Below are 26,653 nucleotides of genomic sequence, written 5' to 3' on the forward strand. Positions count from 1 at the left end.
GGTTCCTGGTTCTAATAGTGGGACAGCAACGGATCGGATGCCATCAATTTCTCGACGCGCTGCAGATCGGCGGTGGTATCGACCGCTTGCGTGTTGTATTCGGTATGCACCATTCTGACCGGCAAGCCGTGTTCGAGCAAACGCAGCATGTCGATCGACTCAAGCTGTTCCAAAGGCGTCGGCGTCAGGCGGGTATATTGAAACAACAGATCGCGGCGGAACGGAATGATGCACACCTGCTTGTACGCAACGGTATCGGCAAAGCCGCTTTTGGCCAGTGTCGGAATCGGGCGGCGCGACATATACAGCGCGTTGCCTTTTTGATCCATCACCACCTTGATAGTGTTGACGTCGAGATAGTCCGCTTCGTGGTCGATTTTTTTGACCAGATTGACGCAACCGAGCTGCGGATCATGCTTGAACGGCGCCACGGCGGTATCAACCATGTCCGGATGCGTCATCGGCTCGTCGCCCTGCACCATCACGATCAATTCCGCATCGAGATTGGCCACCGCTTCGGCGACGCGGTCGCTGGCGCGTTCGTGAGTGTCGGCGGTCATAATCACTTTAGCGCCGAAACCTTCCGCAATTTCACGGATTTCTTCGTCGCAGGTGGCGATATAAGTCGCGTCGATGGATTGACTCATGGCGACACGTTTATAAATATGCTCGATCATCGGTCGGCCGAGGATTTTGGCGACCGGTTTACCCGGAAAGCGGGATGAGCCCATGCGGGCGGGAATAACAGCGATGGTTTTCATGAAAATTTTGTATGCTGAATGAATGGTTGGATAAAAAACTGAGATCAAAATCGATGTGTTGATTATCAGGTTTTTCCACTACCCTGAGCAATATTTATTGTTAAATTTTACGGATTTGTTGCATCTGTCATTTTTTTGCAGCAGCCCATCGCTGCTCCGCTGGTAATTGCGAGGTTGCCAGAGTAAAATGGCGCGCTTCACAGAATCTACTGTTTAATCGAGAGAAAAACTTGCGATGTTGCGTTTCCTGAATATCATTGCCGCCGAAACACAGTCATGAAAGCTCTTTTTTTTCTACGTCACTATAACGATATCGATCATGTCACTCCGGTCATTTACAAGTGGACCAGTTCCGGCCATCAATGCGATGTGGTGCTGATCGGCTCGACGCAATTCCGCCGCGACTTCCGCGTCAAATATTTGAGTCAACTGCAAGGCGTGCGCGTTGCGCACATGAAAGAACTGTTCCCGCTGCTCGAGTATGTCAAATGGCGCTTGCAAATGCTGATGCTGACGCGCAATGTCCGGCGCATCAAAGTGATCGGCAGGATCGCCGAAAAACTCGCCGAGCGCTTTGACGAACGCCAGCGGGAACCGTTGTGGCGGCATACCGCCGAATTTTTACTGAACCGCTGCTTCGGCGACGATACCAAAGGCGTGGTCGCGTTTGACTGGATCGAGCGTAATTCGGTGATTTGTGTCGAATGGGTGGAAGTGGTCGTGGCGATCGCCCGGCACCGCGGATTCGGCACGGTTTCGCTGCCGCACGGCGACAGCCCGCACTACAGCCAACTGATCCGCCGCGGCGAACGGCGCGTCGAACCCGATGTCACGTTTTCGGCGGCAACCATCTTCGACCGGGTGGTCGTGCCTAACGAGTTATGCTCGGTGCGTTTCCGTCCTTTTATGAACGAGAGCCAACTGGCCGTATTGGGTTCGCCGCGCTATTGCGAGGAGTGGCTGAAGATTCTATCCGGTTTGATGCCGCCGTCGCCGCTGGTACGCTCCGATAGCCGCTTGAAGATCGTCATGTTCCTGCGCAAAGCGAACTTCACCACGTTCTGGGAAGAAGTGAGCGAAGTGGTGCATCTGATCGCCGAGTTTCCCGATGTGGAATTGATCATAAAACCGCACACCCGCAGCGGCTGGAAACAATCGCTAACGACCGACAGTTCCATCAAAAAATTGCCGAATGTCCGCGTCGCCAGTGACGATGCCCATTCGGTGCACTTAATGAACTGGGCCGATGTCATTATCGACTTGGCCACATCCGTGGTGTTTGAAGCAGTGCGCGCGAAAAAACCGGTTTTGGCCGCTGATTATCTGATTGCCGCGCGTTCGGCCGTGGCTTATTACATGCCGGAAACGGAACTGAAATGCCGCGACGATGTGTATGAAAAAATTAACGGTTTTTTAACCAACGGAACAGATGCTTTCTATATCGAAGAGCACCGGCAACATTTCTTGAGAGAAATGCTGGATTATCCGGATGCCGGCGTGCTGCCGCGTTACGTAGCGCTGTTGGAACAAGCAGCGGGCTGACTGCGTCTCTTCCTTGACCAAACCGGCGCAAAATTTACCTGCTAACAGGCCGTCACAATCATGAGGTGATGAAATGCGTGTAAAAGATATTTTAAACGAGCTGGTAGTGTCGGCTTACAAACTAAAAGGCGGCTATACCGATGTCACGGTCAGAGGCCAGCAATTGCGCATTTCCGTCGATCACTTACGCACGCTCAACCGCGCCCGGACTTATTCCAAGAAAGAACCCGATACCCTCGATTGGCTGGATAGCTTCGAGCCGGGATCGAATTATTTCGATATCGGCGCCAATATCGGCCAGTATTCGCTGTATCCGGCAAGAAAATACGGCGGCCAGGTGAAAACTTTCGCGTTCGAGCCGCAAAGCAATAATTACTACGCGCTCAACAAGAATATCTACCTGAATAATCTCAGCGAGCATATTTTGTCCTACTGCGTCGCGGTTTCCGGAAAAACCGAATTTTCCAAATTGTATATTCCCAAATTCATCCCCGGCGGCAACCGTTCGCAGTTCGGGCATGAAGATCTGGAAAACATGAAAATGGCAGCCACGCATGTGCAAGGCATGTTCGGCGTGACCTTGGATGACTTATGCGCGAAATGGGGTTTTCCGTATCCGAATTACATGAAAATCGATGTCGACGGCATCGAAATCCCGATCCTCGAAGGCGCGGCAGCCGTGCTGGCAAATCCGGCGTTGAAATCGGTCATCATCGAACTCGGCACCGCGACCGAACAAGATAAAGCTGTCGCATTGATGCAACAAGCCGGTCTGGTGGTTACGCAACGGCCGTCGAAGAACTGGGGTGAAACCTATTTGATTTTCGGCAGAGCTTGATGCATTAGTATTTACTGATGAGTGATACGCCCATCATCGACGTTGTCATTCCCGTCTACAATGCGCCGGAATTAACCCGGCGTTGCATCGATTCCGTCGTCACCCATCTCAATCCATCAATCCGCACCATTCATATTCAGGACGACGCATCCGCCGAAGAAACGCGGGCCATGCTCGGCAGTTTGCCGTATCCGCAAGTGCAAGTTTTTCACGCACCGGTCAATCAAGGTTTCGGTAAATCGGTCAATGACGCGGTATCGCGCTCGGACGCCGAACTGGTGCTGGTGCTCAATTCCGATCTTGAAATCAACTCGAATTTCCTGCCGTTGCTGTGCGCCGCATTGGCAGCCGATCCCCGGCTGGCGGTGATCAGTCCGAGTGAAACGGCGATGCCGCAGGAAAAAATCAACCGGTATCAACGGCAACCCGGCGGCTACCTTACGACTTACCGCTTCAGAGGCTACGGTTTCCTGATCCGCCGCTCGGTTTTTCAGACGCTGGGCGGCTTCGATCCGCAGTTTGGCCGCGGTTATTACGAAGACACCGACCTCGGACGCCGCTTGGATCAGCAGGGCTGGCGCATGGGATTGCACCCCGAGGCGATGGTGCAGCACAAAACCGGCGCGTCGTTCGGACGCGGTAAAGCATACCGGGAACTGGTGGAACGCAATCGCAACTTGTATTTCTCGCGTTACCCGCTGGCTCGGCAAAATGTGCTGGTGGTGTCGGGAATGGCGGTACCGGCTGAATTGACTGACGCAATCGAGCAAGTCATGCGCCAGGGCGGCCGCTTGCATTGGCTCACACCGGCCCGGTTAGCAAAATTATCTTGCCTGCAAATGCTGAATAGCGAACTTAGTTTGCGAGGATTGTTGAAAATCCTGTTACGCGGCTGGTCGCGCGAAGACAAACGCATTACCGCGATCTGGCTGTTACCGCCTGTTACCCTGTGGGCACGGATATTACTGACGGTGTTTGGCCGTTTGCGCGGATTGGCAATACGCCGGTGGCAATGAGCGCATCGATACTGACCGCCAGCCGCCGTGAATGGTTGATCCGCGTTGCATTGATGGTTTTTTGCGCCGGACTTTGGCGCAACGAATTGAATTTCGTCGCTTTTCCATTGCTGATCGTCGCCTGGCTGACCGACGGCGGCTTGCACCGGTTGCATCACGCGTTCAAGCAACCGCTGGCGCAAGCAATTCTGTTGCTGTGTCTTTGGCTGGTGGCCGGTTTGATGTGGAGCGATGAACCTTGGGATGGCCGGTTGAAGTGGCTGAAGTATTTCATCTGGCTGCTGCTGGTTCCGCTGTATGCGCTGTTGACCAAAGAACGTTTACCGTGGGCAATCGGTGCTTTGATCGCAGGTTATCTGACGGCGCTGGGTTTGGGTATTCATCAGTGGCTGGTGATCGGCGAACAAGGCATCCAAGCATTGAACATGTCGTATTTGAGTTTCTCGGCCATGCTCGGCGCCGGAGCAATCGTGCTGGCCGGGCTTGCCTGCATGAGCCGGTCGCTGCTATTGCAACTGGTGTTGTGGGCGGCAGTCATCGCATTGATTTACGTTCAATTTCATCAGTATGGGCGGGTGCTTTTGCTGGCTACGCTGGGCGCCATCGTGTTGCAGGTTTATTGGCGCTATCGCATCAATCTCCGTAAATTTGCCGCAATTTTTATCGCGATTGTGATCACCGCCGGAATTTTTGCCTATACCAGCCCGGCTTTTCAAGAGCGGATAAGACTGGCGCAAGGCGATATCGAATTGCTGCAACAAGGCAATTTCAGTTCCAGTCTCGGTTATCGTTTGGCGATGTGGGATGTGGGATTGCACGCGATCGCCGAGCATCCGTGGACAGGACTCGGAACCGGTGCGCCAGCGCGTTATTTCGATACCGCGATCCAGACGTACAAAGACGGCTTGTACCGTGATTTACCGGCGTTTCAGAAAACCTCGCATTATCACAACGATTGGATCGAGATCGGCATGCATATCGGGATACCGGGAATGCTGATCTTGCTGTTATTTTACTGGGGCTGGTATCAGGCTTTTCACCGGAATGGGCTCGCGGTACTCGGCATCGGTTTGGTGAGCTATGCGATGCTGGCGGGGCAAACCGATGCTTTTCTGATTTTTAGCCGGATGCCGGTGTTATTGCTGAGCATTACCGCCATTGCAATGGCCTGGCAGCGGCAACCAACGGACGCTTGAACGCGATGCAACCAGAACCGATCGCTACTGAGTCAAACCCTGTTTGTTATTTGTGCGGACAGCCGGGTGAAGTGTTATATCCCCGTCTGACCGACCGGTTATTCGGCGCACCGGGCGAGTGGGTGCTTAAACGTTGTCCGTCGCCAAGTTGTGGTTTGGTCTGGCTGGATCCCCGGCCAACCATCGCAGACATTGGCAAAGCCTATAAAACTTACTATACCCACGATCATGCCGGTCACCGGCAGCTCACGCGCATGGCGCGCATCGTGCGCGGCCTGTTACACCCGCTCAGCGTCATCCTGTTGGGATTGCGGCAAGAACGCCGCCGCTACAAGCGCATTTATCTCGATAAGACATTGCCGGGACGGTTGCTGGAAGTCGGTTGCGGCAACGGCAAGCGCCTGGCGCGAATGCAAAAATCCGGCTGGCTGGTCGCCGGGCAGGAAGTCGATCCGCTCGCGGCAGATCATGTGCGGCAAAAATACGGAATCGCGGTGCATTTGGGCCCGCTGGAGACGATCGACGCCGCAGAACCCTACGATGCGATTATCATGAGTCACGTCATCGAGCATGTGCACGACCCGCTGGCAATGCTGCAAACCTGCCACCGCTTGCTCAAAAAGGACGGCGTGATCGTGCTGCTGACGCCGAATACCGCCAGTTACGGTCATCGCACCTTCACCGCCGGTTGGCGCGGGCTTGAACCACCGCGGCATTTGCATTTATTCAATCGTGTAACTTTATCGCAGCTCGCGGAAAAAGCCGGATTCGGCGGCGTGCAAACCTGGACCACGCCGGTCGGCGCGTACGGCATTGGGCAGAGCAGCCGGTCAGCGGCGGAATTAACGGATACCGCGCAGCTAGACACCGGCCGTATCACGGTTCGCGATGTGCTACGGGGATTCCGGTTTCAAGTGGCTGCCAGCGTGCGTTATCTGCTCGATAAAAACTCTGGTGAGGAATGTGTGCTAATCGCCAAGAAGATTTCTTAACTTTCACTGATTTTAAAAATGAACAATCAATCTAACCGATCCGGCATTGCCCCGGTCGATCCGCTCATCGAAACCTATATGCGCGAGCTAGTGGCGCATACCGATCACCCGGTGTTGCTGGATATGGAAGATTATGCACGGCGCAATAATTTTCCGATCGTCAACCGGTTGGCGGGTGTTTTTCTCGAAACCCAGGCGAAAATGATCGGCACCAAGCGGGTATTCGAATTTGGCAGCGGTTATGGCTATTCGGCCTACTGGTTCGCGCGCGCGGTCGGCGACGATGGCTTGGTGATTTGCAGCGACTCAGACACACAAAACCGCGAGCGCGCGCAACAATACTTAACGCAAGCGGCGCTGTGGCAACGCGTGCAGTTCAACACCGGCATGGCGCAGGAAGTTTTTGCCCAAACCGAAGGACTGTTCGACATTTGCTATAACGACGTCGACAAACACGCCTACCCCGAAGTTTGGCGGCTGGCGAAAGACCGGATCCGGCCGGGAGGACTGTATATCGCGGATAACGTGTTATGGCGCGGACGGGTCGCGATGGACACGTATCAAGACGCATCCCCCGGCTCCACCGCAGCCATCGCCGAACATAACCGGCTGATTTTCAAAGACCCGGACTTCGACGCATTTATCAACCCGACGCGCGATGGATTGGTGGTGGCGCGGAGGAAGTGAGTTGAAGGTAAGGGTACCCGTTGCAAAATTTGAAAAATCTGTAGGCTATGTGATGTTTGCAGCCCTTGCCAAGAACCCATCGACGGCTTCTTCAAGCTCCAGTTTCGTGAACGGTGGAGTCAGTGTTCCCAGGTCTGTGGATTCTGTTTTCGCTAAGTACGGGAACATCGGTATCGCATTGCGCGCCCAATAAAGCAAGCGCCCAGCTACCGGAAAGATGTCGATCAGCTTTTTAACAACGACTTGTCCCTCAGGGAAGGGTTGAAAGTCCAGGCGATGGAGATGATTACCGATCCACCACCGCAGCTCGATGTTGAAAGCGTCATAGTGCGTGTCCCGAGCGATGAACAAATTGCGACGCTGTGCCGCTGCGGCGACAATGACGGCGTTCAGATCGGGTGGTACTTCAACTGGTTGCATAACTTCCAAGCTCAGGGGCGCTGCGCGATGAAGCTGCGCTACAGCCGCTTTGATGCCCAACTTGAACTAGATGTCCGAAAATGACGTGATATATTGCATCATCAATCATGTCTAATATTGCAGAACTCATCTTATCTCATTAATTTTATTAAATATCTGGTGATTCAAGTTTTATCACATGAAGTCATTACGGAGGCGTCGATTCAACCGGCGCCGATGGTTTTTTGGTGACATTAGGGCTCAGTAATTTTATGCCGGATTGACCGTCGACCTTCAACTGCTTTCTATCGATCTTGCCATTCTGCAGCGCTTCTTCGCTGTAGGTGTAATGCAATTCGGCGGTAAATCCTTGCACGGTCACGCCAAACACATCCGCCAGAGTCTGAAGAAAATCCTCGGACAGGGCCGCTTTGCAGGCATAGACGACTATCACCGCATCTTTCGCGAAGCGGGCTTTAACGTCTGACCAGGGGACCACGGTTCCGTCATCCTTCAAAATCCCATTTTCCTTAAATCCTTCCAGAACCCCGGCTTCCAATTCTTCGTCGAAATAGACACCGTCGTTTTCGATCCGGCCTTGCAACCCGATGCTGTCGCTGGCACCGTGGGTTACAAAGTTTAACCGGGCAATGCTGCCTTTGGGTTGCAGGTATACCAGGTTGATGAAGCTGGCGGAGTGATTAACGATGTCATAGCTCTTTCCCTTCGCGCCGCTGTTTTTGATTGCCGCGGCGAAATCCTTGGTGCTGGGAAACCATTCGTCGTTTAGTAATGCATCGATTTCCGCTTGTTCCGACGGCCAGGGATTCGGAAAATCCCCCACCGCCCAGATTTCCCGTGTTTGCACCCGTTTTTTTGAGCCGAGCACTTCTTCCGCTCTATCCGTCACCCGGTCGCGGACAGCATCGAAACGGATAGCCGCTTTGTTTAGAATGCGTTCAAGCGTTGTTGTCATCCTGCCCGCCTTGTTCGCCTTCCTTCACGGCTTCCGGTTCACAGCAGAAAACCTTGCGGAACCGTTCCGCTTGCTGCTCGTCGCCATTGGCTACGACATCGCGCCCCAGCGCTATCCTGGAAATTTCTTCCTGCTGCAACGAATTCTTCAGCGCCATTTCGCGGATTGTCTCGGTTTGCAAGCTCGCCGAATACGTATCGAGCAGCCCTGCTTCCGGATCGCCGCCGCGACCCAGGAATCCATCGACCACGACCCCATCGGTGCGCATGGTGATGACGTTTTCCTTAAGCACCACGCCTGGCACCTCGATGAATTCGCGTCCTTCCAGTCGTGTTTTCAGCGATTTATTGACCCGCAGGTAGGATACGTTCCTGGGCAAGCGGATATTCAATCCCGCAATCGAAGTCGCAGGAAATTCGAGATTCACTTGTTCCAGAAATTGCTGTGGCGTGTCGCGGTAGTCGAAGATAAAAAACAGTTCGCGGATGATGCCGCTAAGTATGCGTTGCCGTGTCTGCGGATCGTCGGTGAAATACGCATCCAGGAATTTATCGAGCTCGTGGATCGCATATTGCGGATAGGGTCCCGGCGATTCATCGTACAACGCGATCTTCACATCCGTCAGATGCAACACCGAAATGTATTCCTGTACCATCTGGCGGAAAACGAGATTCAGCGTGCGGCTGACGTTGACGTTTTCGATCTGACGTTCGATGGTGCTCTCCGAGCCCGCTTCCGAAGTTGTCGAGGAACTTTGTTCCTGGCTGGTATTGATTTCCACGTCGCGCTTTGACGAAGCGCGGGCGGAATGTTTAAACAATGCATTCGATACCGTGTTGGCAAAGGATTCACGCGCGCTTCGCGTACCCCATTCCCCGCTGACCTCTTCCGAGGATTCCGAGCCGCCGCTGCCGCCGGCTTCGACCAATCCCCACAGCACGTTGGCGCTGCCGCTCCCTTCTTTTTTGTTATAGTTTTTCTGCGAATTCAGAATATCCGCTTCGGTTTCGGTGTATTTGTTCGACGACTCGCTTTGCAGGCTGTTCTCGAAGTCGATGGCCGCTTCCTCGGTCACGGAATCCAGCACCGACGAACCGAAATTGACCTTGGATTCGTCTTTCTGAATGGTTTTCTGGTAGGTCTTGAGCGAGATCTTGGTTTTCTCGCCGGGAAATAAAGAAAAGGTTTTAATCACCCGGCCCGCGCCATAGTTGCCTAAAAAAGTGGAAATCTGCAGCTTCTCGAAGAACAGGATTTTTGGAAACACCCGCGATGGCGGGCGCGGTTTCGGCTGAATAATGTCGAAATTTCCGGAAAACCCGAGCATGCCTTCGCTGGGTTTATAAATGAAGCTCGCGGGATATTGCTCGTAAACTTCCGCAACCGCCTTGAGGTTGCTCACCGTCGCTACACGATCGCTTTTGGACACCAATGTCAGGTTGTCGATGCGTAAATCCGGCCCGACTGGCCGAGGCCGCTTGACCTTCTTCTTTTCAACGTTTTCCCGGAGTTCTTTCAGAGTCGCGGCGTTAAGAACATTCTCATCGATATCGACGGAAATGACGCTAACGCCGACATGATTGGTGGATTCCGGAATCGAATAATTCAGCCGGGGCGCGGCATCTGCATCCTCCCCCAGGCGAATAAAGGGCGCACCGTTCTCGCTCATTGCAACCTCCTGTGATTCAGTATTATCAAAACGGCCGGATCAAAAACCCGCGGCTAACCAATGATTTACAGACCAACAACTGCACGAACTTCAGAGATGAACTGCAAGTGTAGAGAAATGTTGATTGAATGTAAATTTAGTGATGACCCGATAACCTCCGGCGAAAGCTGCTTACATTCATTCGCATAATGACCGTTGGGGCTTTGCGATTGAGAATTTTCGCAAACCATAGCATTACTCGAGTCCTGCTTGGCGCAGGCATACCCAGCTCCTCGCAATACCCGGTATTGCTCATGATAGACTAGCTTCTTTTTGGATCCGCCAAATTGCTGGCAACATGAAACTCACCGATCACGAAAAGCGCGACATCATCAAACTGCTGGAAAGGCTAGCCGGGCAAAGCGAATTGTCCGGAATGGCAACGTTGCGAATGAATCCATCCAAATACGAATGGCAGAGCTTCCGTGCAAAAAAAGACCGCTCGCTGGAACTGACCAGCATATTCCAGGAAATCATGCCCGGACGGCGCAAAATCGTAGTGAAAGTGGCGGATATTTTCGGCAACGGCACAATGACGATTGTCGAGGTGACGGTATGAGCACTCTCAAGCTGTTGCCATTTCCGCAAGAAATTGAAACCAAAGCGGTGCTGAAAAAACTCGCTCGGGCACATCAAGCACTGGCGGAACTCAAGGGCATTGCAGCGAGTATTCCGAACGAGGGTATTCTCATTAGCACGCTCTCGTTGCAAGAAGCTAAGGACAGTTCCGCGATTGAAAACATCATCACGACGCACGACGATCTTTATCGCAGCGATAGCACCGCCAAGCTTTTTGTCAGCATAGCGGCGAAAGAAGTGCACAACTATGCCAATGCTTTGCATTATGGCTTTCAACAGGTTAAGGCGAACGGCTTACTGACTAATAACGATGTTCTGTATATTCAGGCAACCATCGAAGAAAATAGCGCGGGTTTCCGCAAATTACCCGGCACCGCGTTAAAAAACGATCTCACCGGAGTAATTGTTTATACGCCGCCGCAACATGCGGATGAAATCGTTACCTTAATGACCAATTTGGAACGCTTCATCAACGATGATGACCTGTGCGATTGGGATACGCTGACTAAAATGGCGGTCATTCATCACCAATTTGAGAGCATTCACCCTTTTTACGATGGCAACGGAAGAACCGGCCGTATTATCAATATCCTGTACTTAGTCAAACAAGGACTACTCAAGATCCCTGTGCTGTATCTGAGCCGGTATATCAATCAGAACAAAATCGATTATTACCGTTTGCTGCAGACCACGCGTGATACAGATGATTGGGAGCCTTGGCTGATGTTCATGCTGGAAGGCGTTGAACAAACCGCCAAACAAACTGTTGCACTGATCGAAGGCATTAAAACCATCATGCAGGCTTTCAAACAAAAAATGCGTAGTGAATTGCCCAAGATTTACAGCCAGGATTTGCTTAACAACCTTTTTCGCCATCCGTACACTAAAATCGATTTTGTCATGACCGAGTTGAATGTGAGCCGTATTACGGCGATTCGTTATTTGGATCAATTGATCGGCATCGGGCTGCTGGAAAAGCACAAAATAGGCCGCGACAATTATTACATCAACACTGCGCTCTATAATCTTCTAAGCAACGTGCATCAAAAATGACAAAATCTATACTCATCCAAAAAACATGTATAGAAAACTGTCAATTTCTATACATATCCCAAATGAAATGTATAGAAAACTGCTATTTTCTATACATATCCCCAACAACAGGTATCGAGATTTGATAGCGGAGAATCCGTAATGGCAATTCCCCCCGATTTTTCAAGTTCTCCTTCTGCCATTCTAAGTCCCGATATCCGTTGGTTTCCGACACCGATGAAGTATTACGCGTAAGCGGCGTGGACAAGCTGGAACTGACATGAGCGGTGGATTCCGGGATCGTATAAATCAGCCGACAATCCTTGGTAGCGCGCTGACCCAATGTGACTAGCTCACCGCAACCCGGGATAGCGCAAGCTTATCCAGGTTATTTGCTTTAACTGGCTACATAACGCTCCAAGGTAAGCGGCGCCGGAGCACCGAATGTGCGCAGGGCACCAAAACTGACCGTGAAAATGGCGAAGCCATGGCCAGTGTTGGCGTCCGCTTGACCGACCAGTTAGGCCTTGTGGCCGAAGCAAGGGCGTTTCGTGCATGGCTTACTCGTAGTCTGAACGGTATTTGATGTGCAACTTGTTTCGGAACGAAAAGTCTCCGGTTGTGACTTGTCGCCACGCTTCCGCCAAAGTAAGTTCAGGCCAAAGATCTGAAACATAGTGGACGTGCGGACCATGCTTCCAATGATTCCCGTGCTCTGATGTATCTCTGTTGTCGAAGTAGAACAGATGCCAGTAGCGATGATTCGGCGAATAGAAAATATGAGCTGCTAATGCCCGTTGTTCTTTGAAAAGCTGAGAAATCTTGCTGGCGAACTTCTTAGCCCCTCGGGTTTTGAACTCACCGATTCCGTTTTTGGATATGGCAGATCGTTCCGTATCGTTTGGATAGAGGTTGCTCGTTGTAGTGCGGTCGAAGTGATTTGCATAACGGTATGGCTCTAGAGCACCATGTTGCGTGGCCAAGATCAATGCGACGAGATCTTGCTGGTAGATGATCAGGTTCTTGCAATGCCTCTCTAGCTCCCGCTTTGTGCTGAAGTTAAGCACTTCGAACAGTGCTTCAAAGTGAGGCGTAGGGTCTCGCACGTATGATAGGCCTAACGTTTGAGCTCAGGCCGCGGCCCGACAGGGCCGTCGCGCCTGCAGCGAATTGTTATGCGTCCTTTACCACCGCCTCTGGCTCTATCTGTATGACCTGAGCCCCAGACGGATGCGCCTGTTCTAGCGATGCGACGATTGCCGCAAGCACTGATTTTGTGACCACAACACCGCCATTCACGTTGTACTGATCCCTCTTACCCAAGCAGAACTCCTTCAGATATTCCTTTACTACCATTGGCTTCCACGCATATTCCTTTATTCCGGTGTGAAGGAAGATATTGGACCAGCCATAAATCCGAATAAGGCACTCAAGCGGGATAGACAAATCAACATCACTTTTGTGTTTGTTTATCTCTTCAAACAACTTGCTCATTGCAAGCGGCTCAAGAGACTGCGTAGCTGGCTGAAACCAACCAAGAACACCAAACGCTCTTCGTACTCTTAACTCAACAATTTGTCTAATTATTGAAATTGCCAGATCAGGCTCTACCTCAATGAACGAGTGAAATGATGCTTGCCCGAATATGGACTGCCTCAATGACTGGTACATCGTCATATGGTGTTGCCACAGATTTTTTCCGCACCCGTAAGGTTCTGGAACGCCTTTTATTCGAACCGCGAACTCATTTAGAAGAACAAGTGAATCAAATAGTAGCCCTTGAAATAGCCGGTGATAGTTGTAAACAACTAGATCATCCATTTCAGCACCCGGTACGACCGCAAAGCGCTTAATGAAGTCGGGATGCAATAGTTCTCTGCACACCTTCAAGTAGGCGACCACGTTTGCAGTGTAATAGGCAGGATCTGCCAACTTCTTCTTTTCATCGTTGGGAGACTTTGCAAGCATCTGCTGAATTATTTGATCGTCCTTAAGCGATGGCAGACGCCTCTTTCCAAGAAGCGCTATCGCCTCCTTCTCGTACCAGTCCAGCTCCACGCTTACCAAACGCTGAAATTTCTCGTGAAGTCCTTTCTGTGTCTTTTCAATGTCAAGGTAAGTCATAGAATTCATACGCAGCTCCGGCTAGACGCATAACTACAATTAGGCGTCCGAAATGACGTGATATATTGCGTCATAAGTCTTATCTAATAACGCAAAATTCATTTTATCTCCTTAATTTTATTGCGTTGCTGCTGATATAGGCTTCATTGCATGAAAATGTTAGATCCACAGATCAAAATTCTAACGTTGCGAGATTGATGGTATCTATCCCGATAATTGATAAAGTTTGATAGTAATCACTTGCGTGAGCATTTGAAAGTGTTTGTCGAGCGAAAATACTTCGCAGTGATTAACCTTCGCATTTTGTGCAATGATGAGATCGGGAATGCCTATTCCGTTGGATCCGGATTTCAAACACTGCCATTGCGATTCGATGATATCGTCCCAATCAATTTGCATTGGCAATCGCTTTATTTCACGCAACAATTCGATAACTCTCATTTGATTCTTCAGTTTTAAGAAGGGAATTAATTCGGTCAATATCAAATCATTGGTAACGATAACGTTCTCATCGATAAGATAACTCAATTCGGCGGATTGCTGACCGCTCCGGAAATAATCGATCCAGACGGAGGTATCCACCAACACGGCCATTACCGGCGCGCCCGAAGATTATCAAGGTCGATATCCAATTCGATTTTTCCCTTGAATTGCTTGAGTTCGGCGATTCTTGCTTTGCGGATTAACTCTTCCAGCGCCAATACGATCACTGCCGTTTTAGTTTCGGTGCGGGTTACGCGCATCGCTTCGTTTAACAGGTTTTCGGGTAAATCCAAAGTCGTTCTCATTATGCCTCCCATAAAATGCATACAAGCATAGACAATCATGCATATAGAATCAATGAAATTACGTTGCCATCGGCTAAAACAGCAGCAGATCAGATACGCAGTTCCAGGGCGGTAAATTTCATAATAGTTCTGGATGACACGAGCTTATCCGGGTTAGCCACTAGCCCAAAACACCCTTTATCCATGCAGCAATGACAATAATCCCCTTTTCCGACAAAAATACAGTGCGCCCGGTGAATTTATTTGGCAAAATTGCCCTACTTGCAGATAACCTTTCACATACCGGGGGAATAAAATGAAATATAAGAGTCTCGACGAGTTCAGTGCCTATGTGGCTGAGCGCAATCCGAATCAACCAGAATACATGCAGGCGGTAACGGAGGTCATTGAAAGTTTGTGGCCGTTTATCACGGAACATCCGCGCTATGCCGAGCATGGTTTGCTGGATCGGCTGGTTGAACCGGAACGGGTGATTATATTCCGGGTTTCCTGGGTGGACGATCATGGCGAAGTGAAGGTTAACCGGGGTTATCGCATTCAGCACAGCTCGTCAATCGGTCCGTATAAAGGCGGTATCCGTTTCCATCCATCGGTGAATTTGTCGATTCTTAAGTTCCTGGCATTCGAGCAGACTTTCAAAAACGCGCTGACGACGTTGCCGATGGGCGGCGGCAAAGGCGGCTCCGATTTCGATCCGAAAGGCAAAAGCCCCGGCGAAGTGATGCGTTTTTGCCAAGCATTCATCAGCGAATTGTTCCGTCACATCGGTTCGGATACCGACGTACCGGCGGGTGATATCGGCGTGGGCGGACGCGAAGTCGGTTTCATGGCGGGGATGATGAAAAAATTGTCGAATCGCGCGGATTGCGTGTTTACCGGTAAGGGCTTGAGTTTCGGCGGATCGCTGATTCGTCCGGAAGCGACCGGTTACGGCACGGTTTATTTCGCGCAGGAAGTGTTGCAGCATGCCGGACGTTCGCTCGAAGGCATGCGCGTGTCCGTGTCGGGTTCCGGCAATGTGGCGCAGTTTGCGGTGGAAAAAGCCATGTCGCAAGGCGCTAAAGTGGTGACGGTATCGGATTCCAGCGGCACGATCGTCGACGAAGCGGGCTTTACGCCGGAAAAACTGGCGGTGCTGGCGGAAGTGAAAAATCATTTGTACGCGCGCCTGGATGAATACGCCAAACGTGTCAACGTCACCTTCCTGCCGGGCCAAAAACCGTGGCATATCCCGGTGCAAGTCGCGCTGCCGTGCGCCACACAAAACGAATTGAACGGCGACGACGCCAGAACGCTGGTCAAGAACGGCGTGATTTGCGTGGCCGAAGGCGCGAATATGCCGTCGACTGCCGAAGCGGTCGAATGCTTCATTCATAACAAAGTGCTCTATGCGCCGGGCAAAGCCAGCAATGCCGGTGGGGTTGCGACTTCCGGTCTGGAAATGAGTCAGAATGCGATGCGTCTTTCCTGGACGCGCGAGGAAGTGGATGCGCGGCTGAAGGAAATCATGCAGGCCATTCACCGATCCTGCTTGAAATACGGCGCCAAGTCTGACGGCAGCATCAATTATGTCGACGGCGCGAACGTTGCCGGATTTGTCAAAGTGGCGGACGCGATGCTGGGACAAGGCGTTATTTAACAGGCTGTTTAAAAGCTATCTGCGTTGCCGCTACGGTGTTAAAAACAGGTTCAGAATGCTCATTTATTGCACATAAACTGCGCTTTTTCACCTGTTTTTGCCTTGTATCGGCTGCCTCGAAAACGTTTTTCAACGGCCTGTTAAGGGAATTCTGAGAACCGCTGTCTGAATTTCTAGATTTGAACGCCATATCGGGCTCTTACCGCGCTGCCGGAAGAGCCCGAATTCATTGTAGAATATCGTCACAACGTTTTTTTATCCTGTCAGTGAGTCCGCACGGTTAATAGCTATGAAAAATTTTGTTTTTGCATTGATACTATTAGCTTGCGTTGGAACATCAACGGCAAGCCAGGACAGCGATTTCCTGATAGCCCGTGAAGCTTTTCAATCCGGTAACGCCAAACGCCTGGATGAATCTGCCGCGAGACTGAAACGCCACGTGCTGTGGCCGTATGTCGATTATTATCAGCAGCGGATGTTATTACGCACCACCGATACCGCAGCGATCCGTCATTTTCTGTTACGTTACGACGGCGATCATGTCGCCGACCGGCTCCGCAGCGATTGGCTCAAGGTACTGGGTAAAAATCAACAGTGGCCGCTGTTCGAGGCCGAATACCCGCTGCTGGTCAACAAGGATACCGAACTGCAGTGTTATTACTATCAACGCCAACTAGACCATAAAGACATTTCGGTGCTGCCGGATATCCGCGCATTATGGTTGACGCCAACCAGTCTGCCCGATAGCTGCACACCGGTGTTCCAGTCGCTCATTTACGGCGGACAATTGACCGCGGACGATATCTGGAAACGTATCCGGCTGGCACTGGAGGAAGGTCAGACAGGCGTTGCCACGCATGTCAACCGCTATCTTTCCGGCAATGAAACGCTCAACAGCGCCGACTTGAACAATGCCGCAAAGAATCCCTTGCGCTACCTGGATACTTTGAATAGAGCCATCAGGACACGCAGCGACCGTGAAATTGTGCTTTTTTCGCTACTGCGTTTATTACGCAACGATACCAATCAAGCGTATATGCAATGGTCTAAAGTAAAAAATCAATTGACTGCCTCGGACCGGTCCTATTTTCTGGCGCGATTGGGTTACCGGGCCGCCATGCGGCACGATTCCCGCGCATTGGATTGGTTCAGGGAAGCGCAAAACACCACGCAAATGTACCCGCCGTCGGATCTGGTTCTCGGCTGGCAGGCACGGGCTGCACTGCGAGTTGGAGACTGGGATGAGGTATTGAGAACCATCAACCGGATGTCAATGAAAGAGCAACAAGTGGATACCTGGCGCTATTGGAAAGCCCGCGCTTTATTGGTGAAAGGTCATACGCTGGATGCCAACACGATGCTCATTCCGCTCAGCAATGAGCACAGTTTCTATGGACAATTGGCGCGCGAAGAATTGGGCGCGATCCTCACCATTGCCGACAAAACTTACCGCGTCAATAACGCGGAGGTTGCCGCGATGGAACGCAATCCGGGCATACAGCGCGCGCTGGCGTTTTCGCGCATGAATTTGCGCACCGAAGCAATGCGCGAATGGAGCTGGACCATCCGCAATTTCAGCGATGCCGAATTGCTGGCGGCCGCCGAAGTCGCCCGCCGCCAGGGTTTGTACGATCGCGCGATCAATACCGCTAATCGAACGGTCACGCAGCATGATTTCAGTCTGCGTTTTTTATCGCCGCATCGTGAAATGCTGCGCAAGGTATTGCAGCAACATGAACTCGACGAAGCCTGGGTGTACGGTTTGATCCGGCAGGAAAGCCGCTTCATCGCCGACATCAAGTCACACGCCGGCGCCGCCGGTCTGATGCAGTTGATGCCGGCTACCGCCGAATGGGTTGCCAAGCAACTGGGAATACCGAATTTCCGCCAAAGCCTGGTGGTCGATGTCAATACCAATTTGCGGCTGGGAACGTATTATTTGAAGCATGTGCTCGGCACGCTGGATAATCAGCCGCTGCTGGCATCCGCCGCTTACAATGCCGGACCAGGCCGGGCCCGGCGCTGGCGCGACAATACGGTGCCTTTGGAAGGCGCGATTTACGCCGAGACGATTCCATTCAACGAAACGCGCGATTACGTCAAAAAGGTTCTGAAAAATTCGATGTACTACGCCAAAGTTCTGGATCACCGGAATGAACCGACGCTCAAACAGCGCCTGGGAGTCGTGCGGGCAGCGAAATAACAAGCGGATCAACGCACTCCATTTTTTATTCGAGAAAAGATTGTGAAAACTTATCTGGTGGGTGGTTCGGTTCGTGATGAATTGTTGGGGTTGCCCGTCCAGGATCATGATTACGTGGTCGTAGGCGCATCGCCCGAGGACATGGAACGATTGGGTTACCGCCCGGTAGGAAAAGACTTTCCGGTTTTCCTGCATCCCCAGACCAATGAACAGTACGCTTTGGCGCGCACCGAACGGAAAATCTCACGCGGCTACAAAGGATTCGAAGTGTTTACCTCGCCGCAAGTCACGTTACAGGAAGACCTGGCACGGCGCGACTTGACGATCAATTCGATCGCCAAGGATGAAACCGGTCATATCATTGATCCGTTCAACGGCGTTGCCGATTTGGAGGCGGGAATATTGCGGCATGTCAGCCCGGCTTTCTCCGAAGATCCGGTGCGTATCCTCCGGGCTGCGCGTTTTGCCGCGCGTTTCGGCTTTCACCTTGCGCCGGAAACATTGGCATTGATGAACGACATGGTGCATAACGGCGAAGTCGATGCGCTGGTGCCTGAACGTGTCTGGCAGGAACTCGCGCGCGGGTTAATGGAAAATCATCCGTCCCGGATGTTTTATGTGCTGCGGGAATGCGGCGCGCTTGCGCGGATCATGCCGGAAGTCGACGTGCTGTTCGGTGTGCCGCAACCGGCGCACGCCCATCCTGAAATCGATACCGGCGTGCATATCATGATGGCGATTGATTATGCCGCGTCCAAGAATTATTCGCTACCGGTGCGCTTTGCAACCCTGATGCATGACTTAGGCAAAGGCACCACGCCCCCGGAGGAATGGCCGCGCCATATCGGGCATGAAGCGCGCAGCATCGAACTGACCAAAAATTTATGCGAGCGTATCCGGGTTCCCAAAGATTCCCGCGACCTGGCGCTATTGGTCGCTCGTTATCATGGTGATGTGCACCGCGCCGAAGAACTGCGTGCGGCAACCGTTGCGGATATACTGCAAGGCGTCGATGCTTACCGGAAACCCGCCAGATTTGAAGAATTTCTGCAAGCTTGCGCCTGCGATTTTCATGGCCGCCCGGGGTATGCCGGCAAACCTTATACCCAAGCGGAACGTTTAAGGAAAGCATTGGCGGCGGCGCTGCAAGTCGACGCCGGTGCGATTGCCGCTGAATTGAGCCAAACGATCACCAATACAGCGGAATTACCTGCCGCCATTCACAACAAAGTGCGCGAAGCACGGATTTCTAAAATAAAAAAAGAACTGCACGGAGGGAACGTCGACATTACCGGGAGCGAGATCTCATGATTCAATCCGGTTCCCGGCTATCTTTAACAATATCAGCCAAAGAACTCATTTGACTGATTCAGGCAATCCGTCAAATAAATTCAACACCGGTTTGTTGCAGCCCGGTGAGATTGATATTGACTTCATTGATATCGGTATTGGCTGCAATTTCCAGCAGTTGCGCTTGACTCAACGTACCGCCGCTGCCGGATAATAATTTCACATAAAAATCATGTTCGGAAGCAGACGGTAAGCTACCAACCACATTTTGGTATACCTTGTCGACAAACGCATCATTGGACAACCCCAGAATGCCGACCACCAGTTGCGATACCGCGAGCATGCTTTGTCCGGAATCAAACAGATTCAATCCGATACCGACATAATCCGGATGCTGCGCAATGGTCGGCGCATCGAAAGCCGCGCCAATAAGGCGAGCCGTATTGTTGGCGGATTGTCCGTCACCGAGATCGACGGCTATTTTCTTATCCGTAAATCTGAACCGTTCGATTCCCAAAAGCGTGTCATTGCCATCGGGACCCGATACGCTAAAACCAGTGCTGGTGCCAGCAACGGTATAATTTACCCGGCTGCTGCTGAAAATCGCGGTATCGGCGCCGAAACCGCCGCTTAATTTGTCGTTTCCACTGTTACCAGTGAGTGTATCGTTCCCGCCGAATGCAACAATAAAATCATCACCCGATGTACCGGTTAAATTATCGGAGCCATCCGTGCCCGTAAAGATATTACTCGGTACAGTTCCGGTATTGCCTGCAAAATTTTTCGGTGAGTTGATGCCGGTTGAACTGTCGGGGTTCAGGGAAGTCACGCCATCCACCGGCAAATTGGCGTAAGACAATCTGCCGTCATCCATACCGGGAAAATTGACGGTACCCCCGGATAGAAACAAAAAACCATTCGGAATGATATAGTCAGGCGTCACAATTCCTAAGTCTGCAAATCCTTGCGTCGCAACCAGCACGGTTTTGTTGAGGGTCGCAGCATTGGGAAGATTGGCCGTAATGTTGTAGGTCTTGGTAATGCTGCCATCAGTTGATGTAATGGTACGTCCCGCCCACAAATTCTGCCCATCGGCATCGCCCATGAACTCGATGAATTGGATGGTGCCGTCTGCATTTGAATAGACTTCGTTCAGGTGGAAAACGTGGAATGTCATTTGATTGCCCTCCAGAGGTAAAATTTACATAACAAAATGATATTAAAATAAATACTGAATATTTAGTGTGATTCCGTTGTTTTGTTAAACATCGGTGGCGTTACTTTTTTTTCCACTGCCCATCTATTTGAATCCACGTTCCCGCCGGAACGGTTTTAAAGATTTCTGCAGCATATACCTTGGCTACCTGATCAATATCAATACCTTGCGCAGCTGCTTTTTCCTGATAAATGGCTCTGCGTTTTACATTGATTGCATCCGCTTCCGCTTGGGCTTCGGGTTGACGCGCGATGACATAACCATTATAGGCCTCACCGATTGCACCCGATGCGCGAAGATTTTCCAGGCTTTCTGCGTTGGTCAGTGAAGTGTAAAGTGAAAAGATCAGTAAAAAAGCGATCGTAAGACCGGGCAATGGATTCTTCAAAATCGTTCTCTCAATAGGCTGCACAATATTCTCCTTGTATTATAACTTCTAGAAGATGCCGGGATTGGCTGCAATATCTTTTTTGGCTTCTTCCTCAAGCTTGACTCGGATATCAGCGTCCAGTTTGATATTCAAATTGATCGTGATGGGTTCTTGCGGTGATTCCACTTTGACTGTCGGCGCGCAAGCTGTGATTACCAGACAGACAAGAATCAGGCAAACCTTAACGATCATAATTTTAGCCACTTGATCAATGTTGCGCATGATTGCACTCCTTTTTTGTAATGAGCCCCGTTTTAATTGATGGGAGCCGGTAATGAGCATTGTTTGCTCCATGGTCACAATCTAGCGCCGTCCAAATTAACGGAGTATGAATGAGCCGCGCAGAATTTCATGGGACAAGTGATACCCTTGGTTAATCGTTTGCAGAATTTTCTCAATATCGGTTTCCAGTTTAATATTGAGCCGGAACGGCTGGCCATCTTTAACGTTGGGATTATTCCCCAATACCGAGAGTTTGACCACCAAATCATGCAAACCCGACTTATCCAGATTCAACGAAAGTTCCGTGTAGTGGAACTCTTGCGCTGCTTGCAGCAATAAATTCATTTCTTTTCCTGCAGAAGACAGCATTTTAGAGGCTTTTTCCGATTTAAACCGCAAAATTCCCGGCGATCTCGCCGCAAGATGACCATTTGTGATCGTCAATACGTTATCTTTTAAAGTAATCGGAATCTGGCCATCGAGCTGACCGCTTCCGGCCAGTCCGTCGATTTTGATCAGATTAAAGAAGGTTTCGAGATCAATATCTTCGATACGGAGCAAAATATCCGTCTGTGCCGCCGCCGGATCAATGACCGTCGGCACCAACGACACGATCCCGTTGATCACTGAAAATTGGGCTTTTTGTATCGCCAGACGAGGCGGCGTCGTACCTTCGATATGGTAAGAAATCAATATTTTTTCCAGTGGAATCCCGGAATCAACCCGGCGGATGGTTATCGATTGATGCCGCTCGCTGCTCAACGCGATTAAATTATCCAAATGCAGCATGGCGTTCAAGTCGTTTAACTTTAACGTCTCCCGAGTGAATGAAAGATCCCGCATTTCCAGCTCGGCGCCACTACTTTGCACGCCATCTTTATCCCATCGGAGTTGCGCGTAGGCGTTGACTTTTCCGCTCACATCCTGCAATTGCGCCAAGGACGGCAATAAATCGCTTGGTTGCAAAGCGCCTGGTGAAAAACTGAGCGGCACGATCTCAGCTTTCAATTTGCCCTTGCCGGTACCGGTCGCGTATTGACCCGTCAGTTTCATATAGTCCAGTCTTGGCACACCGCCTGACAATGTCAGCGCATAAACAGCAGGCTCACCGCGCTTGGCAATATCACGAATCCCACCGGCAAAGGACAGTGCCGCGAACAACGGTTCCGCTGCGAGATGATGCACCCGGCCGATTGCAAAACTCGCAACTGCATCATCCTCTTGATCATTCAGGTGCAGGGCAACGGAAATATCCGATGCCTGAATCTGCGCCGGCAAGTTAACGGCTGCATTACTAATCGCCAGTGTGCCCTGGTATTTCTCGGAATCACTCAGTTTCCCGATCAGGGAAATTGTTCCGGGGTGGATCTGCACTTTGCGCGCCGATGAATCCGGGCGTTCATCCAGCAATGTCAGATTAGCGGGAAGGATCGAAATCCGATGCTGGAGCGTTATGCCATGATCATCTTTTGCCAGATCCAGGTCGGCCTGATCGATAGAGAAGCCTTTAAAATCTTTGATCTGTAGGGGATAGCCGGTAAAAATTTTTCCCAAGGTGATATGTGCCTGTTCGCGCAACCCGATTTGCACAGATGATGGATGAAGTTTGATCTGAACAGGAATGGAAACTGCGAGTTGCTCGAGCTTCAGCGCATCGGCAATTACTTGACCGCCAGTGATTCTGAAATCCATCTCACCTTGCATCGAATCCGCAGATCGCTGAAATTCCCCTGCCAGGGAAATTTCTTCCAATGCCAATTCGGTAGCGGATGCCTCCTCTTTTCGCAACAGCCGGATACCCGACAATGAAGTATTAGTCTGTATTTGCTGCGGCCGCAACGCTGAAAACACAAAGGAAGTCTCACTGGAAAAATCCGCAATTTTGGCTTCCGGTGTATCGAACCTGGCTTCCGAAACAGAAATTTTACCTTGGAGATTTCCCTGATTATCGAAAGTGCCTTTAAACACGGTCGTTGCCTGCAAGAAAGAAGCGGAAGTTACCGCACTCAGATGGATTTCCTGCTTACCGGATTGTATCGCTCCGATACTGCCGGATAGCGCCAACGTGATGTCTTCGGATGCCGTGCGAAAATAAACCGCGGAATCGCTTAGTTTCAATTCCGGCAACCAAGGAATGGAAATTTTCCACTGCGCAACCGGCATCTGAGATTGCGGCATGGTGAAATTGGAAGCGCCTGTTTTTAAATCGATGGTTGCTTGCAGGCCGCTGATCGTGGCCGAAACCGGCTTTCCTGCTAAAAGTTCTTGAAAATTCCAAGCAAGCCGAAGATTCTTTAAACGAAATTCGCTGCTTTTTCCGGCCGTTATATCCTGTAATTGCAGAGAATTAAACGAAACGTCAGGAATTTCAATCGACTGCAACGGAAAACCGCGCTGACGCAATTGATCGCTGATAACGGCTTCAACGATAGCGTGGCGGAATAGATATAGCCCTGATACGGTCACGATCATAAGGCTAATGAATGCCAGCAATACGGCTTTTAGTAGTTTGCCCATGGAATGGATTAAAATAACGCCGTGAAAATTCCTTTAATTTATCGTGATTGATAACATTCCCATTTCCGGAAAAACTTCAATATGACAGCTTGCGAGTAATTTCCTTGAGTCTCAATACGAAGCACGGTAATCGCGCAATAGAGTTTGACAGTATCGAAGAAGTCAGCAAACCTTGCAACAATGATTTTACGAACCTTGTGCGCTTTGTCACTGGAGTTTGACTAATTTCCGGTTTTATAAATGTTTATGATCGCTGAAATACCATGCTAACGATTCAATCGTTGTCCTATTTGCAAGGCGGTGCTCCGTTATTGGAAAACTGTCATCTGCAAATTTTTGCCAATCAACGTATCGGCCTGGTCGGCCGGAACGGTTGCGGAAAATCCACGCTATTCAAATTAATCCGCGGCGTAATCAAACCGGATAGCGGCGAAGTAAGTATGCAATCCGGTAAAACGATTGCTTTCGTCGAACAGGAAATCATCAATTCCGGCCTGCCTGCACTTGAATTTGTATTGGACGGCGATGTGGAACTACGACAACTCGAAAGCACGTTATCGCAAGCACAGCATGATGCCGCCTGGTTTGAGGCACAGCAACGTTATGAAGCGATCGCCGGCTATACGGCACGGTCACGGGCAGCACAGTTATTGAACGGGTTAGGATTTGAAAATTCAGTATTGGAACGAGCGGTCAATCATTTCTCGGGCGGCTGGCGGATGCGTTTGAATCTTGCGAGAGCGTTGATGCATCGCGCCGATCTGCTGCTGCTTGACGAGCCGACGAATCACCTGGATCTGGAAGCAATCCTCTGGTTGGAGCAGTATCTATTGCGCTATCCGGGCAGTGTAATCGTCGTATCCCATGACCGCGAATTTCTCAATACCTGCGCCAATCGCATTGCCTACATCCATAACCGGTCCATTGAAACTTATAGCGGCAATTACGATGACTTTGAGCGCGCCCGCGCCGAACAACTGTCGCAACAAACACAGGCCTGGCAGCTGCAGCAAAAACACATTGCGCATATGGAAGATTTCGTGCGGCGTTTTCGCGCCAAGGCAACCAAAGCCAAGCAAGCGCAGAGCCGCATCAAAGCCCTGGAACGTTTGGTGCGTCTTGCACCAGCTCATGTGCAAGACGGTCATTTCGATCTTGAAATAGAAGCGCCTGAACGAAGCCCTGATGTACTGCTACGCATTAAAAATATCAGCTTCGGCTATAGCAATGTCATGTTATTCCAACAGGTTCACCTCACATTGCAAGCGGGTTCGAGGATTGCACTCATGGGCCCCAACGGAGCTGGAAAGTCGACATTCATTAAATTGCTGACAGGGGAAATAAAACCGGCGTCCGGCTCAGTGGAATGCGCGGAAAATATTCAAATGGGCTATTTCGCGCAACATCAGTTGGAAAATCTGGACAGCAAGAAGACACCGCTGCAACATTTGCAGGAAATCGCGCCACAACAAACCGAGCTGGATTTACGAACATTTCTGGGACGATTCGAGTTGGGCGGCGACAGCGAGGATCGACCGGTCGCCAGTTTTTCCGGCGGTGAGAAGAGCCGTCTGGCGCTGGCCATACTGGCCTGGCAAAAACCGCATTTATTGCTGCTGGATGAACCCACCAATCATCTGGACTTGGATATGCGCGATGCCTTGACACTGGCGTTGGAAAATTATACCGGCGCGGTCATATTGGTTTCGCACGACCGCAGCCTGGTACGCGCAGTAGCCGATGAATTATGGCTGGTTGCCGACGGTAAGATACAGCCGCTGGATGGTGATCTGGAGGATTATAAAAAGTGGCTGGAAAACCGCCGCGCCGCGGACGAAACCACAACAAAATCCGCGCCGCAGAAAACTCCATCTCATGCGGCGATCAAGCCGAATAAAAAAACGCTATTGTCGAAACAATCAAAACTGGAAGCAGCCATAGCAAGCGCGCAACAAGAATTGTCCGAGATAAACCGGCGGCTAGCTGACCCGGCTACTTACGCAAATTGCCCGCGGGAAGAAATTGACCGGCTTAATGCAGTTTTTTCGGCGCTTGAGAAAAAAATAACGGATCTGGAAGAAAGTTGGCTTGAGTTGGAATCAGCACTGGAAGAATAAGTCAACGGCAGAAGCCGTTGCGCAACAAACCGCAACGGATCAGACCTGCATATTCATGATTTCCTGGTAGGCGGTTACTAATTTATTCCGTACTTGAACCATGGATTGAAACGACACATTGGCTTTTTGCAGGGAAATCATCACTTCATGCAAGTCGACGTTGGCTTGATCACTGACAAACTGCTCAGTCATTCTGTCCGAATTCTGTTGCGATTTATTGACCTGATCAATCGCTGTCTTTAGTTTCTCGCTAAAATCAACACTTGCAACCTCATCGCTTTTCGGTTGTTTCTTAACCCCCGAAGCCAGCTCCGAAGCCGCTTGCAATTGCTGCAATATATTGTCAATTCCTGATTTATCCATGTTTTATCCCTACGCGCA

25 protein-coding genes are annotated in these 26,653 nt (G+C 50.8%); 12 read left to right on the forward strand and 13 right to left on the reverse strand.

The genetic code is table 11. The annotated features are described in order from the left end of the window. Positions 1-11 precede the first annotated feature (11 nt). Positions 12-761, reverse strand: coding sequence for a 3-deoxy-manno-octulosonate cytidylyltransferase (locus RBH92_RS13720; RefSeq protein ID WP_307932559.1), 750 nt, complete (start codon positions 759-761; stop codon positions 12-14). Between the two features lie 276 nt (positions 762-1,037). Here RBH92_RS13720 and RBH92_RS13725 point away from each other — a divergent pair, with 276 nt between their 5' ends. The 6 genes from RBH92_RS13725 to RBH92_RS13750 all read left to right on the forward strand — a co-directional run bounded on the left by RBH92_RS13725 (position 1,038) and on the right by RBH92_RS13750 (position 7,032). After that, the gene (locus RBH92_RS13725) at positions 1,038-2,303 is read left to right on the forward strand and encodes a hypothetical protein (protein WP_307932560.1); all 1,266 of its coding nucleotides are present in this window, start codon (positions 1,038-1,040) and stop codon (positions 2,301-2,303) included. A gap of 73 nt (positions 2,304-2,376) precedes the next feature. Next, complete coding sequence (locus tag RBH92_RS13730; protein ID WP_307932561.1) at positions 2,377-3,141, forward strand: FkbM family methyltransferase; 765 nt, start codon at positions 2,377-2,379, stop codon at positions 3,139-3,141. 17 nt (positions 3,142-3,158) lie between these two features. Further along, positions 3,159-4,157 carry a glycosyltransferase family 2 protein gene (locus RBH92_RS13735; protein ID WP_307932562.1) on the forward strand — a complete coding sequence of 333 codons (999 nt, stop codon included), beginning with the start codon at positions 3,159-3,161 and terminating at the stop codon, positions 4,155-4,157. Continuing rightward, positions 4,091-5,353, forward strand: coding sequence for an O-antigen ligase family protein (locus RBH92_RS13740; RefSeq protein WP_307932563.1), 1,263 nt, complete (start codon positions 4,091-4,093; stop codon positions 5,351-5,353). The genes RBH92_RS13735 and RBH92_RS13740 overlap by 67 nt, the downstream gene beginning before the upstream one ends. A 5-nt stretch (positions 5,354-5,358) precedes the next feature. Further along, complete coding sequence (locus RBH92_RS13745) at positions 5,359-6,345, forward strand: class I SAM-dependent methyltransferase (protein ID WP_307932564.1); 987 nt, start codon at positions 5,359-5,361, stop codon at positions 6,343-6,345. Positions 6,346-6,363: 18 nt separating this feature from the next. Continuing rightward, positions 6,364-7,032 carry an O-methyltransferase gene (locus RBH92_RS13750; RefSeq protein WP_307932565.1) on the forward strand — a complete coding sequence of 223 codons (669 nt, stop codon included), beginning with the start codon at positions 6,364-6,366 and terminating at the stop codon, positions 7,030-7,032. A gap of 45 nt (positions 7,033-7,077) precedes the next feature. Here RBH92_RS13750 and RBH92_RS13755 read toward each other — a convergent pair whose 3' ends face one another. From RBH92_RS13755 to RBH92_RS13765, 3 genes are all read right to left on the reverse strand, one after another. After that, positions 7,078-7,452: a hypothetical protein gene (locus RBH92_RS13755; protein WP_307932566.1), complete on the reverse strand. Its 375-nt coding sequence runs from the start codon at positions 7,450-7,452 to the stop codon at positions 7,078-7,080. A 187-nt stretch (positions 7,453-7,639) separates the two neighbouring features. Then, on the reverse strand, positions 7,640-8,407 hold the full coding sequence (locus RBH92_RS13760) for a hypothetical protein (protein ID WP_307932567.1): 768 nt from the start codon (positions 8,405-8,407) through the stop codon (positions 7,640-7,642). Further along, entirely contained in the window at positions 8,391-10,076 is a 1,686-nt protein-coding gene (locus RBH92_RS13765; RefSeq protein WP_307932568.1) for a hypothetical protein, read from the reverse strand. Before RBH92_RS13765 ends, RBH92_RS13760 begins: the two co-directional genes overlap by 17 nt. Before the next feature lie 337 nt (positions 10,077-10,413). Between RBH92_RS13765 and RBH92_RS13770 the strand changes: the two genes are divergently transcribed. Both RBH92_RS13770 and RBH92_RS13775 read left to right on the forward strand, forming a co-directional pair. Further along, positions 10,414-10,674, forward strand: coding sequence for a hypothetical protein (locus RBH92_RS13770; protein WP_307932569.1), 261 nt, complete (start codon positions 10,414-10,416; stop codon positions 10,672-10,674). After that, entirely contained in the window at positions 10,671-11,747 is a 1,077-nt protein-coding gene (locus RBH92_RS13775; protein ID WP_307932570.1) for a Fic family protein, read from the forward strand. Before RBH92_RS13770 ends, RBH92_RS13775 begins: the two co-directional genes overlap by 4 nt. A 539-nt stretch (positions 11,748-12,286) precedes the next feature. Here RBH92_RS13775 and RBH92_RS13780 read toward each other — a convergent pair. The 4 genes from RBH92_RS13780 to RBH92_RS13795 form a co-directional block, all read right to left on the reverse strand. Beyond that, a complete protein-coding gene (locus tag RBH92_RS13780) occupies positions 12,287-12,793 on the reverse strand; it encodes a hypothetical protein (RefSeq protein ID WP_307932571.1) in 507 nt (168 codons plus the stop codon). 106 nt (positions 12,794-12,899) lie between these two features. Then, positions 12,900-13,859: a hypothetical protein gene (locus RBH92_RS13785; RefSeq protein ID WP_307932572.1), complete on the reverse strand. Its 960-nt coding sequence runs from the start codon at positions 13,857-13,859 to the stop codon at positions 12,900-12,902. A gap of 195 nt (positions 13,860-14,054) precedes the next feature. Next, positions 14,055-14,444 (reverse strand): PIN domain-containing protein, encoded by a 390-nt coding sequence (locus RBH92_RS13790; protein ID WP_307932573.1) that lies wholly within the window; start codon positions 14,442-14,444, stop codon positions 14,055-14,057. Then, positions 14,444-14,638: a type II toxin-antitoxin system VapB family antitoxin gene (locus tag RBH92_RS13795; RefSeq protein ID WP_307932574.1), complete on the reverse strand. Its 195-nt coding sequence runs from the start codon at positions 14,636-14,638 to the stop codon at positions 14,444-14,446. The genes RBH92_RS13790 and RBH92_RS13795 overlap by 1 nt, the downstream gene beginning before the upstream one ends. A gap of 295 nt (positions 14,639-14,933) precedes the next feature. Here RBH92_RS13795 and gdhA point away from each other — a divergent pair, with 295 nt between their 5' ends. The 3 genes from gdhA (at position 14,934) to RBH92_RS13810 (ending at position 19,791) form a co-directional block, all read left to right on the forward strand. Then, on the forward strand, positions 14,934-16,277 hold the full coding sequence (gdhA, locus tag RBH92_RS13800; RefSeq protein WP_307932575.1) for an NADP-specific glutamate dehydrogenase: 1,344 nt from the start codon (positions 14,934-14,936) through the stop codon (positions 16,275-16,277). Between the two features lie 289 nt (positions 16,278-16,566). Continuing rightward, entirely contained in the window at positions 16,567-18,480 is a 1,914-nt protein-coding gene (locus RBH92_RS13805; RefSeq protein ID WP_307932576.1) for a lytic transglycosylase domain-containing protein, read from the forward strand. Positions 18,481-18,522: 42 nt separating this feature from the next. After that, positions 18,523-19,791 carry a multifunctional CCA addition/repair protein gene (locus tag RBH92_RS13810; RefSeq protein ID WP_307932577.1) on the forward strand — a complete coding sequence of 423 codons (1,269 nt, stop codon included), beginning with the start codon at positions 18,523-18,525 and terminating at the stop codon, positions 19,789-19,791. A 70-nt stretch (positions 19,792-19,861) separates the two neighbouring features. Here the strand turns inward: RBH92_RS13810 and RBH92_RS13815 are convergent, their stop codons facing one another. From RBH92_RS13815 to RBH92_RS13830, 4 genes are all read right to left on the reverse strand, one after another. Next, entirely contained in the window at positions 19,862-20,947 is a 1,086-nt protein-coding gene (locus RBH92_RS13815) for a calcium-binding protein (RefSeq protein ID WP_307932578.1), read from the reverse strand. A gap of 100 nt (positions 20,948-21,047) precedes the next feature. Then, positions 21,048-21,398 carry a YdbL family probable chaperone protein gene (locus RBH92_RS13820; protein ID WP_307932579.1) on the reverse strand — a complete coding sequence of 117 codons (351 nt, stop codon included), beginning with the start codon at positions 21,396-21,398 and terminating at the stop codon, positions 21,048-21,050. Between the two features lie 24 nt (positions 21,399-21,422). Then, positions 21,423-21,638: a YnbE family lipoprotein gene (locus RBH92_RS13825; protein WP_307932580.1), complete on the reverse strand. Its 216-nt coding sequence runs from the start codon at positions 21,636-21,638 to the stop codon at positions 21,423-21,425. 96 nt (positions 21,639-21,734) lie between these two features. After that, positions 21,735-24,155, reverse strand: coding sequence for an intermembrane phospholipid transport YdbH family protein (locus RBH92_RS13830; protein ID WP_307932581.1), 2,421 nt, complete (start codon positions 24,153-24,155; stop codon positions 21,735-21,737). Between the two features lie 263 nt (positions 24,156-24,418). Here RBH92_RS13830 and RBH92_RS13835 point away from each other — a divergent pair, with 263 nt between their 5' ends. Next, a complete protein-coding gene (locus RBH92_RS13835; RefSeq protein WP_307932582.1) occupies positions 24,419-26,272 on the forward strand; it encodes an ABC-F family ATP-binding cassette domain-containing protein in 1,854 nt (617 codons plus the stop codon). Between the two features lie 39 nt (positions 26,273-26,311). Here the strand turns inward: RBH92_RS13835 and fliE are convergent, their stop codons facing one another. Further along, complete coding sequence (gene fliE, locus RBH92_RS13840; RefSeq protein WP_292922468.1) at positions 26,312-26,635, reverse strand: flagellar hook-basal body complex protein FliE; 324 nt, start codon at positions 26,633-26,635, stop codon at positions 26,312-26,314. Positions 26,636-26,653: the final 18 nt, after the last annotated feature.

Origin of the sequence: Nitrosomonas sp. sh817 (assembly GCF_030908545.1) — a bacterium.
Classification (GTDB): domain Bacteria; phylum Pseudomonadota; class Gammaproteobacteria; order Burkholderiales; family Nitrosomonadaceae; genus Nitrosomonas.